The 14,986-nt window shown below is 65.9% G+C and carries 12 protein-coding genes; 2 read left to right on the top strand and 10 right to left on the bottom strand.

Annotation, left to right across the window (positions count from 1 at the left end):
• Positions 1–33: 33 nt before the first annotated feature.
• From nrdE to AC1DHY_RS05960, 6 genes are all read right to left on the bottom strand, one after another.
• Positions 34–2,154 (bottom strand): class 1b ribonucleoside-diphosphate reductase subunit alpha, encoded by a 2,121-nt coding sequence (nrdE, locus tag AC1DHY_RS05985; RefSeq protein ID WP_476879812.1) that lies wholly within the window; start codon positions 2,152–2,154, stop codon positions 34–36.
• 77 nt (positions 2,155–2,231) lie between these two features.
• Entirely contained in the window at positions 2,232–2,699 is a 468-nt protein-coding gene (gene nrdI / locus AC1DHY_RS05980) for a class Ib ribonucleoside-diphosphate reductase assembly flavoprotein NrdI (RefSeq protein WP_476879806.1), read from the bottom strand.
• Between the two features lie 42 nt (positions 2,700–2,741).
• Positions 2,742–2,987 (bottom strand): glutaredoxin-like protein NrdH, encoded by a 246-nt coding sequence (gene nrdH / locus AC1DHY_RS05975; RefSeq protein ID WP_476879807.1) that lies wholly within the window; start codon positions 2,985–2,987, stop codon positions 2,742–2,744.
• 456 nt (positions 2,988–3,443) lie between these two features.
• On the bottom strand, positions 3,444–4,166 hold the full coding sequence (locus AC1DHY_RS05970) for a hypothetical protein (RefSeq protein WP_476879808.1): 723 nt from the start codon (positions 4,164–4,166) through the stop codon (positions 3,444–3,446).
• 212 nt (positions 4,167–4,378) lie between these two features.
• Positions 4,379–5,281, bottom strand: coding sequence for a hypothetical protein (locus AC1DHY_RS05965; RefSeq protein WP_476879809.1), 903 nt, complete (start codon positions 5,279–5,281; stop codon positions 4,379–4,381).
• A 218-nt stretch (positions 5,282–5,499) separates the two neighbouring features.
• Positions 5,500–6,153, bottom strand: a complete 654-nt coding sequence (locus AC1DHY_RS05960) for a hypothetical protein (protein ID WP_476879810.1) — start codon at positions 6,151–6,153, stop codon at positions 5,500–5,502.
• Between the two features lie 428 nt (positions 6,154–6,581).
• Here AC1DHY_RS05960 and AC1DHY_RS05955 point away from each other — a divergent pair, with 428 nt between their 5' ends.
• Together AC1DHY_RS05955 and AC1DHY_RS05950 are read left to right on the top strand one after the other, a co-directional pair.
• Complete coding sequence (locus AC1DHY_RS05955) at positions 6,582–8,924, top strand: bifunctional polysaccharide deacetylase/glycosyltransferase family 2 protein (protein ID WP_476903313.1); 2,343 nt, start codon at positions 6,582–6,584, stop codon at positions 8,922–8,924.
• 71 nt (positions 8,925–8,995) lie between these two features.
• A complete protein-coding gene (locus AC1DHY_RS05950) occupies positions 8,996–10,090 on the top strand; it encodes a chitinase (RefSeq protein ID WP_476903312.1) in 1,095 nt (364 codons plus the stop codon).
• A 7-nt stretch (positions 10,091–10,097) separates the two neighbouring features.
• On the opposite strand, the gene AC1DHY_RS05945 is transcribed toward AC1DHY_RS05950, so the two are convergent.
• Genes AC1DHY_RS05945 through AC1DHY_RS05930 form a run of 4 tightly spaced genes read right to left on the bottom strand, consistent with a single transcriptional unit; the run spans position 10,098 to position 14,870 of the window.
• Complete coding sequence (locus AC1DHY_RS05945; RefSeq protein ID WP_476903311.1) at positions 10,098–11,342, bottom strand: class I SAM-dependent methyltransferase; 1,245 nt, start codon at positions 11,340–11,342, stop codon at positions 10,098–10,100.
• On the bottom strand, positions 11,339–12,781 hold the full coding sequence (locus AC1DHY_RS05940; RefSeq protein WP_476879537.1) for a class I SAM-dependent methyltransferase: 1,443 nt from the start codon (positions 12,779–12,781) through the stop codon (positions 11,339–11,341). Before AC1DHY_RS05940 ends, AC1DHY_RS05945 begins: the two co-directional genes overlap by 4 nt.
• Positions 12,778–13,509 (bottom strand): DUF1365 domain-containing protein, encoded by a 732-nt coding sequence (locus AC1DHY_RS05935; RefSeq protein ID WP_476879538.1) that lies wholly within the window; start codon positions 13,507–13,509, stop codon positions 12,778–12,780. The genes AC1DHY_RS05940 and AC1DHY_RS05935 overlap by 4 nt, the downstream gene beginning before the upstream one ends.
• Positions 13,506–14,870: an NAD(P)/FAD-dependent oxidoreductase gene (locus AC1DHY_RS05930; protein ID WP_476903310.1), complete on the bottom strand. Its 1,365-nt coding sequence runs from the start codon at positions 14,868–14,870 to the stop codon at positions 13,506–13,508. Before AC1DHY_RS05930 ends, AC1DHY_RS05935 begins: the two co-directional genes overlap by 4 nt.
• Between the last annotated feature and the right edge of the window lie 116 nt (positions 14,871–14,986).

Raw genomic sequence — 14,986 nt, 5'->3', positions numbered from 1 at the left:
GCGCCCGCCGTCGTACTTACCCGCGAAGGGTTGCTACAGCATGCAGCTGACGCAGCCCTCTACCTCGGTCCCTTCCAGCGCGAGCTGGCGGAGACGGATGTAGTAGATGGTCTTGATGCCCTTCTTCCAGGCGTAGATCTGGGCCTTGTTGATGTCGCGCGTGGTGGCGGTGTCCTTGAAGAACAGGGTCAGGGACAGGCCCTGGTCCACGTGCTGGGTGGCTGCGGCGTAGGTGTCGATGACCTTCTCGTAGCCGATCTCGTACGCGTCCTGGTAGTACTCCAGGTTGTCGTTGGTCAGGTACGGCGCCGGGTAGTACACGCGGCCCAGCTTGCCTTCCTTGCGGATCTCGATCTTGGACGCCACCGGGTGGATCGAGGAGGTGGAGTTGTTGATGTAGGAGATCGAGCCGGTCGGCGGGACGGCCTGCAGGTTCTGGTTGTAGATACCGTGCTCCATGACGGAAGCCTTCAGCTCGCGCCAGTCATCCTGCGTGGGGATGTGGATGTTCTGGAACAGCTCGGCAACCTTGGCCGTCTGCGGGACCCATTCCTGCTCGGTGTACTTGTCGAAGAACTCGCCGGAGGCGTACTTGGACTTCTCGAAGCCGCCGAAGGTCTGGCCGGTCTGGATGGCCAGCAGGTTCGAGGCCCGGACAGCGTGGTACACCACCGAGTAGAAGTAGATGTTGGTGAAGTCCAAGCCCTCCTCGGAACCGTAGTGGACCCGCTCGCGGGCCAGGTAGCCGTGCAGGTTCATCTGGCCGAGGCCGATTGCGTGGCTCTGGTCATTGCCGCGGGCGATCGAGGGCACCGAGGTGATGTTGGACATGTCCGAGACCGCGGAGAGGGACCGGATGGCCGTCTCGATGGTCAGGCCGAAGTCCGGCGAGTCCATGGTCTTGGCGATGTTCAGCGAACCCAGGTTGCAGGAGATGTCCTTGCCGGTGGCGTCGTAGGACAGGTCATCGTGGTAGGTGGTGGGCTGGGAAACCTGGAGGATTTCCGAGCACAGGTTGGACATGATGATCTTGCCGTCGATCGGGTTTTCCCGGTTTACGGTGTCCTCGAACATGATGTACGGGTAGCCGGATTCGAACTGGATCTCGGCGAGGGTCTGGAAGAACTCGCGCGCCTTGATCTTGGTCTTCTTGATCCGGGAGTCGTCCACCATCTCGTAGTACTTCTCGGTGACCGAGACATCGGAGAACGGCATGCCGTAGACCTTTTCGACGTCGTACGGGGAGAAGAGGTACATGTCCTCGTCCCGCTTGGCGAGCTCGAAGGTGATGTCCGGGATCACAACGCCGAGCGAGAGGGTCTTGATGCGGATCTTCTCGTCCGCGTTCTCCCTCTTGGTGTCCAGGAACCGGTAGATGTCCGGGTGGTGCGCGTGCAGGTACACCGCGCCGGCACCCTGGCGGGCACCGAGCTGGTTGGCGTAGGAGAAGCTGTCCTCGAGGAGCTTCATCACGGGGATGACGCCGGAGGACTGGTTCTCGATCTGCTTGATGGGCGCGCCCACCTCGCGGATGTTGGTCAGCGCGAACGCCACGCCGCCGCCGCGCTTGGAGAGCTGCAGCGCGGAGTTGATGGAACGCCCGATCGACTCCATGTTGTCTTCGATGCGGAGCAGGAAGCAGGAGACCAGCTCGCCGCGCTGCTTCTTGCCGGCGTTCAGGAACGTCGGGGTGGCCGGCTGGAAGCGGCCTTCGATGACCTCGTCCACCATCTGGGTGGCGAGCTTCTCGTCGCCGCGGGCCAGGTGCAGGGCCACCATGCAGACGCGGTCCTCGTAGCGCTCCAGGAAGCGCTTTCCGTCGAACGTCTTCAGCGTGTAGGAGGTGTAGAACTTGAACGCGCCCAGGAAGGTCTCGAAGCGGAACTTCTTCTTGTAGGCGCGGTTGAAGAGCTCGCGGATGAAGTTCATCGTGTACTGGTCGAGGGTTTCCCGCTCGTAGTACTCGTTCTTGACGAGGTAGTCGAGCTTTTCCTCAAGGTCGTGGAAGAACACGGTGTTGTTGTTCACGTGCTGCAGGAAGTACTGGTGGGCGGCCTCGCGGTCAGCCTCGAACTGGATCTCGCCGTTGGCGCCGTAAAGGTTCAGCATGGCGTTCAGCTCGTGGTAGCCCAGGCCCTGATAGGCGGCGGGCAGCGCGGGCTTCTCGCCCGGAACGGTGTGCTTCTCGGTGTGCCTCTCGACGGCGGAGGGCGCCGGGGCACCCGCCGCGTCTACTGCGGTGTCTGCGACAGTCGTGTCCAAAATTCTTCCAATCCTTGTTGTACTCGGCTGACGTCTTCCGGCGTCCCCATGAGTTCGAATCGATATAGGTGCGGGACCTGGCATTTGGCGGCGATGATGTCGCCGGCCATGCAGTAGTTGTCCCCAAAGTTCGTGTTGCCCGCCCCGATCACTCCACGGAGCTGATGCCGGTTCCTCGGATCGTTCAAAAAGCGGATGACCTGCTTCGGAACGGATCCCTCTCCCCCGGTTCCGCCGTACGTGGGAACCACCAGGACAAAGGGCTCAGTCGCCAGCAGGGCCGGTTCCCTCGCGTGGAGGGGGATGCGGGCGGCGTCGATACCCAGCTTCAGGACGAAGCGTTCGGTGTTCTCTGAGGTGGAGGAGAAGTAGATGAGGTGGCTGGCCGTGGTCCGGGCGACTGCTGCCGGCGACGTGCCGGCGGTTGCCAGTGCCATGGGAGTCACCTCATCCGATGTGGTGGTGCTTTGGAGGGGCTTTCAGGCAACCGCGACGGCGGCAGCCTGTGCCAGTTCTTCGATCTTGTCCGGGCGGAATCCGGACCAGTGGTCCTGGTCCGTAACGACGACCGGAGCCTGCATGTAGCCCAGGGACTTGAGGCGATCAAGGGCCTCGGCATCCTGGGAGATGTCGACGCTCTGGTAGGCGATGCCCTTCTTGTCGAGCGCGCGGTAGGTGGCGTTGCACTGCACGCAAGCCGGCTTCGTGTACACCGTAACGGTCATGTCCTGGTCCCCTTTGTTGAAGTCTGTGGTTCGTGTCCGGTGGGGCCGACTCGGAACAGGAATCCTTATCCGTTACTGGCCTCGTTTAGCGGTCAGCGACCGCTCCGCTCGAACTGTATGTCGATACTACATGTAGTGCAAGAGTCCCGCGCGGACCCCAAGATGATGTATTACAAGTATGTCATTTAACGCACCTTTAATCCACAGCCGGGGGCCTTCAAAATGTCCGGATTTCAGCCATTTTCACGGACGAAATCCACACCCTGTGGAGTAGTTAGCCACAATTAACCCTCCCGCGTGTCGCGCACTGGACGGCGTGTCGCGGTACTCCCGCCAGAGGCTCCAACGTGGCACATGGCACTGCATGTAGTGCCTAACGGCACAAGGGCGACGACGACGCCGGGCGGCCGGTCCCGCGAACGGCCTACGGGCGGCCTGCAGGCTGCCTGCGGGCGGCTACTCCGCCGGGCGGAGGGAGGTGATGGTCTGCCGGATCTCTTCGTACTCTTCGGTCCCGGTGTACGCCTCCGGGGTATCGACGTTGGGTGTGTCACCGGGGATCGCGGCAAGCGGATCGTAGACACCGCTGAAGGCCGCCACACCGGGCGGCCAGGTGAAGAACTGGAAGATCGGACACGCGCTCGGTCCGGTTGGCAGCGGCGCTGAGGTAATGCCGTAGGACAGCGACGCCGGCCGCGACGGGTACGCCGCCTGGTCGTCCCGGCCCTCAAAGACAAACATGGGTGCGGTCCCCTTTTGCTCCAGGGCCGGCACCTCCCCCGAGTCCATCAGGGCATAGGGATACTTCGCGGGGCAATCGGCTTTGAGGATGATGTTGGTCCGCAGCGTCGCCACGGACTTTCCGGCGGCGGTGAGGACTTCGACAAAGATTCCGCCCGGCGCCGCCTCACGCGCCCTGTCCTTGACGGTCCAGGTGGACGGGTAGTCGAACATCAGCTTGCCGTCTGGCGTCGTATAAGTCTTCCATTCGAGCTGCGCGGACGCCCGCGGCGACGCCTTCGCCGGTTTGGGCGCCGGCTTTGAGGTGGCGGGTGTGGTCACACCGGCGGAGGTTCCCGGATCCACCGGCAGGCTGCTGGGCGACGAGCAGGCGGTCAGCAGTGCAGCAACAAAGACTGCGGCAGAAACTCTCCTGCTGGCTGGACCGGACCGGCTCATGGCGCCCTCCCCTCCCGGGTGCAAGTACTCCGCCTATTCTGGTCCATCCCCACCGGGACAGTAGGGTCTTTGGGCCTCCGGCCGGGAATCGGCCGGCCTCATCCAGCCTCCGTGTATCCACACGGCAGGGAACACGGCAGCGGGGACCGGCGACGAGTCGCCGGTCCCCGCTGAAGCTTCCGATCTCAGCCGGACGCTCAATGGTGCGTGGATTACCGCTTCAGGAGCGTGTTGCCGTAACCGGCGTCGCACTTGCCGTCGTGGATGACGCCCGCACCCGGGGCCACAGCGTAGTTGCTGGCCGGGTTGAAGACGGCGGTGCGCATGTTGGTGACCTGGCTGGCGCAGGCGTCTGCCCCGTCAGAGCTCATGCTCTGACCGCCGATCCACATGTCGATCCAAATGGTGGAGTTGGTGCCGCCGGCGTTCACGCCTTGGTGGCAGGGGCCGCCCTGCGGATCGTTCCCGTCGCCGCAGCTGTCCTCAACGATGAAGTAGCGGCGCACGTCCGGAAGGTAGATGCGCGTGCCGGCCGGGAAGTCCAACACGTCCTTGCCGGAAGCGGTGGAGTGGCCCACGGCGATGGTGATGGGGTCGTTGTACGTCCCGGCGCCGCCAGCCGACTGGTGCAGGATCGGGTGGCTGATCGTGGCGGAGCCCACGGGGGTGTTGTCGTACCAGGTGTACGCGGTCGTGTACGTGGTGTTCACGACCCGCTCGGAGGACGACGCCGGCACCACGGGAGCCGGGGCCGGCTTCGGGGCCGCCGGAACCACGGCGTGGACCGCGGGGGCGGGTGCAGCGGGCACAGCTGCGGCCTTCTGCGCGGCGGCCTGCGCCTGGGCAGCAGCCTTCTGCGCAGCGGCAGCAGCCACTGCCTTGGCCTTCTTGGCGGCAACGGCGGCGGCCTTGGCCTTCTCGGCGGCGGCACGCTGCGAGGCGCCGACCTCGGGATTCGTCTTCTCCGGCGAGGCGCTGGAGGTGGCCTGAACGCCGGCTGCGGCCGACTCCGAGGATTGAGCGGATGAGTTTGAGGCGCCGGCTCCCGCGCCGCACGCCGAGGTGGCGAGGAGGACGGAGAGCATGCCGGCAGCCAGCAGATAGTTTCTGCGCATGGAAAATAAAGCCTATTCATGGGAGTGCGGAATCGGGAAAGCCCTCTGGAAGCCTCGCCCGGAATCGGTCACGGTCTGCGGAGCGCAGGGGCGCTGCCGCCGCGGGACTTATCACACGCAAGAGCATTCAAAACACTCCGACAGGCATGTGGGCCAACCGGTGACCTAAACGTTACCTTGTCCCGGCCGGGGTGGCTAATCGTGGGAAATCCCACACCTCAGCCGGACGGCGTCGTCGTGGTCGACGTCGTGAAGAGCTGGTTGCCGTAGCCGCTGTCGCATTTGCCGTCGTGGATGATTCCCGCTCCGGGCGCCACCACCAGGTTGGCCGCGGGGTTAAAGACGGCAACCCGCACGCCGGTCACCTGGTCCGCGCACCGCTTGGTGAACGACTCTCCGGCACCTTGGCCACCGATCCAAATGTCAACCCACCTGGCGGCACCCCTGTGCCTGGAAGCGGTGGCATGGCACGGCCCGGCTTCGGGAGTCGGTCCGTCCCCGCAGGTGTCTTCGACAATGAAGTAGCGGCGGACGTCAGGAAGATAGATCCGGGTCCCCGCCGGGAAATCCAGGACGTCCCGTCCCGTTGCGAGGGAATGCCCGACGGCGATGGTCACCGGGTCCGCGTAGCTCCCGGTCCCGCCGGCTTTCCGGTGCAGCACCGGGTGGCTGATGTCCGGCGAACCCTCGGGGGTGTTGTCGTACCAGGTGTAGGCCGTGATGTAGGTGTCCGGAACCGCCGTCCGCGCAACGGGCAGAGCCGACGCCGGCGGGGCGGGTGGGGCGGGCGGTACCGGGGGCGCACTCTCACAGGCAGCGGCCACAAGGAGGATTGACAGCGCGGCAGCCAGCAGTCCGGTTTCCCTGCGCATTGGTCATCCGCCTCCACTCAGTCGGGCCCGTAGGTTGAACGCTACCCCTGCCTCCGCGATGGCGATAGCACCAATTCCGCGGGCCTGGAAAGTCAACCGCGCGTGTCCGCCCGGCTGCCGCGGCGCGCCCCCAAAAACCGGTTATCAGACGGCGTACTTGGTGCCGGAAAACAAGTAGAACCGGCCAAAAAACGCGAGTGTTACCCACGCGTGTGTGACCCCATAGGGCGCTCCTAACCTCAAAAGACAAGGGGGCCCGCCATAGGCCGGCGGCCCGTAGGGCTTCAGGGGAGAGATCAAACGAGCGCCGGTTTCTTCTCATGGAAATCGATCGCCAGGCCCGGGTTGGATCCCCGGCCACCAGCGGTGGCGCTCACGCCCTGGCCCAGGCCAGGACTTCAGCAAACGATTCCATGGCGAGGCAATCCATGACGAAATCATCCCCTGTTTCCGGCACAGCACCAGTCTTCTTTGACCCCAGCGGGAAAAGGTGGCGGCGGGTTCTTGCTGCCCTCGTTGCGAGCATCCTTTTGATTGCCCTGTCCATTGTCTGGATCCTGCCGGCCGCCAGCGCTCCGGTCTGGAACGTGCAGGAAAACCAGGCCGCCGATTATCCGCGGAAGCTGCTCTCCAGCCAGGACCTCCGGAACATTCCCAGGATTGGTCCCGAGGGGGGCTTTGCCTTTGACCGCATTGCCCTTATTGAACGGAAGAACGGCAAGGTCTACCTGAAGGATCCCTTCAGCAGCACCATCTGGCGGGAGGCTACTGCGGACGAAATCGACCTGATCGGCAACAGCAAGTACGCCATGGAAACTTTCGGCAAGCCGGCGGACCACACCCTGATGCTGACCTTTGATGACGGGCCGGATCCGCGCAACACGCCGCAAATCCTGGACCTGCTCTCCCGCGAAGGAGTGCCGGCCACGTTCTTTTCCGTCGGTGACAACATCGTCAAATTCCCGGATATCTTCAGCCGTATGGTCAAGGAAGGCCATATGGTGGGCAACCACACAATGTCCCACATTGATTTCTGGGCCCACGATGACGCCTTCAACCGCCAGCAAATCATTGGCGCGGACCGGGTGATGCGCGCCGCGGACAACTACGCGACGCGGTTGTTCAGGATCCCCACCGGCGACCCGGGAAACAATTCGCTCGCCCTGCTTCAGGCCCAGCAACTGGGGTACCTGCACATCAATATGGATTTCGATACGAGGGACTGGTCCTATCCCCCCGGCGTGCCGATCAAACCCCAGAAACTGGATGGCCAGGGCCATATTGTCCTGGTGCATGACGGCGGCGGCGATCGCAGTGCAACTATTGAAATGCTGAAGACGTTTATTCCCATGGCCAAAGCCCAGGGCTACACCTTCACGACGGTCCAGCCCATCCTGCCGGCCGAGTACGTTCCCCAGACCGGCGTTAAGGGATCGGTCGCAGACGACGCCACCCTCGCCGCAATGACGTCGTATCTGGTCACCCCTAACGTAGTGCTGACCTGGCTGTTCTGGTTCGGCATCGGTTCCCTGACCATCCTGACCTTCCTGTACGTGGTGCTGGCGGTCATCAGCAACAACCGCCAGAAGAAGCGCCGATGGGCCGACGTCAAGGACGAGGACTGGCCGTTCGTAAGCGTGGTCCTTCCGGTCTTCAACGAAGAACTAGTGGTGTCCAAAACCCTGGATGCCCTGAAAGCCAGCGACTACCCGCGCCTGGAAGTGGTGGCGATCAATGACGGCTCCACGGACAGCACCCTTGCCGTGCTTTCCGAATACGCAGAGACCTGGCCCCAACTGCGGGTTATTGACCAGCCCAACGGTGGAAAGTCGGCAGCGAGCAACCACGGGATTGCCCAGTCAAGGGGCGACATTGTGGTGACCCTGGACGGCGATACCCTCTTTGAGCCCCAGACCATCAAGATGTTCGCCCGGCATTTCCTGGCACCTCGGCACGGGAAGATTGTGGGCGCCGTGGCCGGGCACGTCAAGGTCGGAAACCGCCGCAACCTCCTGACCGCCTGGCAGAGCCTCGAATACCTGTCCGGCATCTGCGTCACCCGGATGGCTGAGGGACTGATGGGCGCGATCTCCATTGTCCCGGGCGCGTGCGCCGCGTGGCGGCGCGAGGCACTCCTGGAGGCCGGCGGCTACTCCCACGACACACTGGCTGAGGACGCCGACCTGACCCTGTCACTTCAGCAACTGGGATACAGCATTGTCCAGGAGAATTCCGCTATCGCCTGGACCGAGGCACCCATGACCATGAAGGGGTTGTTCAAGCAGCGGCTCCGCTGGACCTACGGCAACATCCAGACCCTGTACAAGCACCGGTCGATGCTCTTCAACCCGCGCTTCGGCGCGCTCGGCCTGCTGACCATGCCGTACGCCCTGATTTCCGTGGTGGTCCCCCTGATCTTTATGCCCCTGACGGTGATCGTCGCAGTCAACAGCCTGATCCACGGCGAATGGCAGGCCGTCGCATGGTTCTCGGCCTTCGTAGCCGGCACCCACATGCTCATCTCGATCGTGGCGGTCCTAATGGTCCGCGAGAGCCCCATGCACCTGCTCGTAGTGCCCATCTACCGGCTCATCTACGAACCCCTCCGTGCGTACGTGGTGTTCGGCTCGGCTCTCCTGGCACTGCGGGGCACCGCCGTCGGCTGGTACAAACCGGAGCGCACCAACAGCGCGCTGATGCCGGCGGCGCCCGCCACCGCAGCCGCACTGGCACCCGCGCCCGTTCCCGCGGACCGGTTGGCGCATCTGTGAACGCCGGCCCGGCGGGCGGGAAACAATTCCCCCATGGCGGCCGCCCTGGCCGGCGGACATAATGGGCACTAATGCGACCCCGAAAAGTGCCCGCACCCCGCCGATGGGCCACCACTGTGGCGGCGCTGGCCGTCGTGATGGCCAGCGCCGGCTGCACCTCCACGCCGCCGGGCAACTACGGTCAGGAGGAAGGGGTGAGCAGGACCTCACCGAACGGCCAGTGGTTTGGCGGCTACATCGATGTCACGCTGACGCCGGGCCTGCGGCTGCAGGACCTGCCGAAGCAAGGTTCCGTCACCACGGTCCTGTCCTTCATCAGCGCCCACCCGCAAAAGCCGTGCGAGCCGACGTGGGACGGCACCCACACCCTTGACGAGGCGGGCGGACGGCTGGATGTTGACGCCCAAGTCGATCCCTACCGGGCGGCAGGCAACGACGTTGCCGTCTCTTTCGGCGGCCAGCTCGGCAAGGAACTGTCCGGGACGTGCACTGACACCGCGGCGCTGGTGAAGGCCTACACGAAGGTCATCTCGCGGTACGGCCTCGACACCGTGGACTTCGACGTCGAAGGCACGGGCCTCGCCGACCGTGCCGCTGCCGAACGGCGCGCCGCTGCCGCCGCAAAATTGCAGGCCGCCCGTCCCAACCGCAACCCGCTCAAGGTGTGGCTGACCCTTCCCGTCTCCCTGGATGGGCTCACCCCCGACGGCGAAAAATCCATCACCGCTATGCTCGACGCCGGCGTGGATCTTGCCGGCGTGAACATTATGGTGATGGACTTCGAACCCCTGGACCCGGGCAAGACCATGCTGAACGCCGCGACGATGGCGGCCGAGTCCACCCACCAGACGCTCACTGCCCTCTATGAGCGCGCCGGGAAGCCACTGGACACGGCGGCCGTGTGGCGCAGGATGGGCCTCACCCCCATGATCGGCACCAACGACGTCAAAGGGCAGACCTTCACCCTGGCGGATGCGGCCGGCCTCAACAGTTACGCCGCGGAGCGGGGCATGGGACGGATTTCCATGTGGTCCCTCAACCGGGATAAGGCGTGCACTGCCAGCAGCCAGCCCGAACCCGGCAGCAACGCTTCGAACAGCTGCAGCGGCACGAAGCAGGTGCCCGGGAAGTTCGCGTCCGTCCTGGGCAAATCCTTCACCGGCTGAACCGGCCCTATCCGGGGCGGCTGCAGAGGATCTGCTCGACGCCCATCCGCCCCTCGGCGAAGCTGCGCAGCGCGCCCACCAGGTAAAGCCGCCAGACCCGGGCGATTTCAGCGCCCATCATCTCCACCGCCGCGCCGTGGTTCTCCTCGAACCGCGCGTACCAGGCCTCCAGGGTCCGAACGTAGTCCCGGCGCATCGCCTGGACTCCCTCCACCTCGAAACCGGCATCCTCCAGGAAGCCAAGCGTCTCCCCCACCGGCCGCATGTGCATGTCCGGGGCGATGAACGATTCAATGAACGGCCCGCCGCCCGGATGCTTGCCGCGCCGGGACATCTGCTGCACAAGGACGCGGCCGCCCGGGACCACGTTGTTGAACAGGGCGGAGGCGTACACGGGGTAGTTCCGCTGTCCGACGTGCTCCCCCATTTCCAGTGAGGCCACGGCGTCGAAGGGCCCGTCGGGGATCTCGCGGTAGTCCTGGACCCGGATCTCCACGCTGCCGCCGGCCCCGCTGCCGTCCAGGCCGAGGTCTTTGATCCGGGCGTCGATGAACGCCTTCTGTTCGACCGAGAGGGTGACGCCTACGACGTCGACTCCGTAGTGCCGGGCGGCGTGCAGGCTCAGCGAACCCCAGCCGCAGCCGACGTCGAGCAGCCGCATCCCGGGCCGCAGACCGATCTTGCGGCACACCAGGTCCAGCTTGTCCCGCTGGGCATCCTCCAGCCCGTACCCGTCGGACGAATCCGTCCAGTAGCCACTGGAGTAGGCCATCTGCGGATCGAGGATCAGCGCGTAGAAATCGTTGCTGAGGTCGTAGTGGTGGCTGATGGCGGCGCGGTCGCGGATCAGGCTGTGCAGGCGCCCCTTCACCTGGGCCTGGCTCGCGGGCGGCGCGGGCGGCGCGCCCAGGGCACCGGCGGCCTTGGCGATCCGTCCCACGCCGGCAAGCACGCCGGGGGTGGGGCGGATCCCGGTGAGTCCGCGGTCGCGGACCACCTTCCAGAGGTGTTCGAGCGCGGCATTGAGGTCGCCGTCGACGTCCAGCTCGCCGGTGACGTAGGCCTGGGCAGCGCCCAGCTCACCCGGTGCCCAGAGCAGCCGCCGGACGGCGTCCGGCGAGTTGAGCCGGACCACCGGGGCGCCGGAGGGTCCGGCTTCGCTTCCGTCCCAAGCCACCAGGCGCACCGGGAGTTCGCCGCCGACCACCGGGCGCAGGACCTCGGCGATGGTGGTCGCGAGAGCGGCCGTCACTTGGCGTTCCGATCGCCGGTACCGGCAACGGAGGCGCGCGCCGCGGGCTTGGCGGCCACCTTGTCCAGGACGATCTGCTGGACATTGAGGTAGCCGGTCTCAAATCCGGCGCGGGAGTAGCACAGGTAGAAGAGCCACATACGCTGGAAGACGGCGTCGAAGCCGAGCGCCCGGACGTCTTCGGCCCGGGCCATAAAACGCTCTTCCCAGAGCCGGAGTGTCTGGGCGTAGTGCTCGCCCATGGCGAGGCGTTCACGGACCCGGAGGCCGGTCTGCTTTTCGGTGACTTCCTCGATGGCCCGCACGGACGGGATGACGCCGCCCGGGAAGATGTATTTGTGCACCCAGGTGTAGCTGGTCCGGGTGGCGATCAGCCGGTCGTGGCCGATGGTGATGGCCTGGATGGCGACCTTCCCGCCGGGGGCCAGCACACGTTCGATGGTCTGGAAGTAGGTGGCCCAGTACTCATAGCCGACGGCCTCGATCATCTCGACCGAGACGACGGCGTCGAACTCGCCCTCGACGGCGCGGTAATCCTTGAGTTCGATCGTAACGGCGTCGGCGTAGCCGGCCTCGGCCACCCGCTGGCGTGCGAGTTCCTGCTGCTCGCTGGAGAGGGTGACGGAGTAGACGGTCGCTCCGCGGGCGGCGGCCCGGAGGGCGAGCTCGCCCCAGCCGGTGCCGATTTCCAGGACCCGGGTGCCCTCCGTGACTCCGGCCTTGTCCAGCAGCCGGTCGATCTTGGCCTGCTGCGCACCGGCCAGCCCGTCCCACGCCACGGTCCGCAGCGCGTCGCCGCTCTCCGGGAACAGCGCGCTGGAGTACGTCATGGTGCTGTCGAGGAAGGTCGCGAAGAGGTCGTTGGAGAGGTCGTAATGGCGGGAGATGTTGGAGCGGGTGTTCTGCTCCGTGTTCCGCTCGGTCCGGGGGGTGCGGGGCAGGTAGAGGCCCCGCAGTTTCTGCAGCGGCTCCGGTACCAGGGTGCCCACCCGGGCGGCGAAGACCTCCATCACAGCCGTTAGGTCATCGGCATCCCAGTCACCGGCCATGTAGGACTCGCCAAGCCCGATCAGGCCGCCGTCGCCGAGCCGGGCGGCGAAGGCCTCCGGCCGGTTCATCGTCATGACCGGGAACCCCTCTCCGGCCGTGCCCAGGACGGTGCCGTCCGGGTAGCGCACCTCCAGCGGCAGGCGGCGTACCGCGGCGCGGAAAATCGCGTCCGCAGCCTTGCCCGCAACGCGGGCCTTGAGACTGGAGGGTACGACGGCGATGCTCGGCCAGATCGCGGCGTCGATGGTCGCGGGAGCCTGCGGAACCGTGTAGGGAACTGGCCGCTGGAGGTCCGCCGGGGTCGACGGCACCTGGTCCAGGGCCGCCGGGGTGGTCTGCGCCGGGGTCTGCGCCGATGGGCGGGGTCCGGTCGCTTCGGTCATAGTCACTGGACTGCCTCCTGTGAGGGGTGGTGTGGTCGTTTGATGATGGGCAACCGACGTGCCCAAAGCTTGATTCCCTGCCAGCGGATCTGCGCTGCAACGCGCAGCGGGGCCAGCGGGACGGCGAGCGCCGCGGCCAGGATGTTCGGCACGGTGGCTTCGCTGCGGGCGCCGTCCATGGTGGCAACGAAAGGTTTCTGGCCCTCCCGTTCCAGCACGATCGAGACGGAGAGCCGATCCGAAGGTTCGGGCAGCTTCATCCGGTACTGCCCTTCGACGTCGTTGAACGGCGAGACGTAGAACGTCTTGGGCACGGTGGCCCGGCCGGCGTCGTCCGTCTCCAGCAGGTAGCAGTGCCGTTCACCGTACGTGTTGTGGACTTCGGCGACGACGCAGCGCAGCTTTCCGGCCGCGTCGTGGCACCAGAACAGGCTGAGCGGGTTGAACACATGGCCGAGGACGCGTGCGCTGGCCAGCATGGTGATGCGGCCGCCGTCGAGCACGATGCCCTGGGTGGCGAGGTAGCGCTCAACGTTTCCGCGCAGCGTTCCGTTGGGGTCACCGAGGTGGTCGGCCGCGGAGAAGCCGGCCAGTGGCGCCAGCCAGCGCGGCAGGGCCGGGAGGGCGTCGACGTCGACGTACCAGCTGTAGCTGCGGTAGGTGAAGGCGTTGCGCAGCGGGGTGCGCCGCACGTGCGCTATGGAGGTGCGGTAGATGGCCGCGCGGGTGCTCATGCGCCCTCCAGGGCTGCGACCTGCAGCTCCGGCGCGCCCGCGTCTTCCCACTCGCGTCCCAGCTTCGCGGCGGCGTGGACTCCGGAGAGCGCCCCGTCCTCGTGGAAACCCCAGCCGTGGTAGGCGCCGGCGAACGCGAGGCTCCCGTCGCCGAGGCTGAGGATCTGCTGCTGGGCACGCACGGAGTCCGGCGTGTACTGCGGGTGTTCGTAGGTCATCGTCTCCAGGACGGCGCCATCCCCGATCAGCTCGGATTCGCCGAGGCTGACGATGTAGCGCTTCCCGTCGGCGGGCTCGAGCCGCTGCAGCCGGGTCATGTCGTAGCTGACCAGCACGCGGTCGGGGCGGGCGTCGCAGGAGGGGAGCCGGTAGTTCCAGGACGCCTTGGCGTTGTCACTGGCGGGCAGGACGGCGTCGTCGCGGTGGAAGACGGTGTGGTTGACCGAGTACGGCATGCCGGCGAGGGCCTCCCGCTCGGCGGGCGTGGCGTCCTCAAGCATCCGCAGGGCCTGCGCCGGGTGGGTGGCGATGACGACGGCGTCAAAGGTCTCGGTGCTCTCCTGGCCGCCCGCGGAGCCGGTGGTGGTCACGTCTACCCCGCCGTCGTGGCGGCGGACGCGGGTGACAGGGCTGGAGAGCCGGACGTCGGGCAGCGCCGCGGCGATCTTGTCCACGTAGCTGCGGGATCCGCCAGTGACCGTGCGCCACTGCGGGGAGCCCTTGACGCCCAGCAGGCCGTGGTGGCCGAGGAAGGTGAAGAGGTAGCGGGCCGGGTAGGCCAGGGCGGTGACGGGGTCGCAGGACCAGACCGCGCTGACCACCGGGGTCATGAAGTGCACGATGAAGTAGCTGCTGAATTTCTCCCGGTCCAGGAACTCGCCAAGGGTCAGCTCGGATGCGCCCGGGGTGGTGTCCTCGTTCAGGAGCGCGCGGGCCCGGCGGTAGAAACGCGTGACTTCCAGGAGCATCAGCAGGTAGCGCCCGCGCAGCAGGGTGGACAGCTGCGGGATGATGCCGCGTGCTCCTGCCCGGGCGCCGGCGTATTCCAGGCCGCAGCCGTCGCAGCGGATGGACATGCTCATCTCCGAGTCCTGGGTCTGCACGCCCAGTTCCTTGAAAAGCCGCAGCAACGTGGGGTAGGTCCGGTTGTTGTGGACGATAAACCCGGTGTCGATACCCAAGGTGGGGCCGTCAGCCTGGGCGACGTCGTGGGTGTGGGCGTGGCCGCCCAGACGGGCATCAGCTTCGAACACGGTGACGTGGTCCCGACGGTTAAGGACGTAAGCGGCGGTCAGCCCTGCCACTCCGCTGCCGATCACGGCAATGCGCCGCCCGTTCGGAATACTCGCTTCTTGCTGCACTGATCTGCTCCTGTTGCCTCGCCTGAATTGTCCTCATGGACCGTCTACAGGGCAATTCGTAACTGCGGGGCGGCCGGATGAGTCCGAATTCCCAGCGGCTGCCTGCAGTCCAATGT

It is taken from the genome of Arthrobacter sp. 05L44, assembly GCF_056397605.1.
This window is presented reverse-complemented; position numbering and strand designations above follow the sequence as displayed.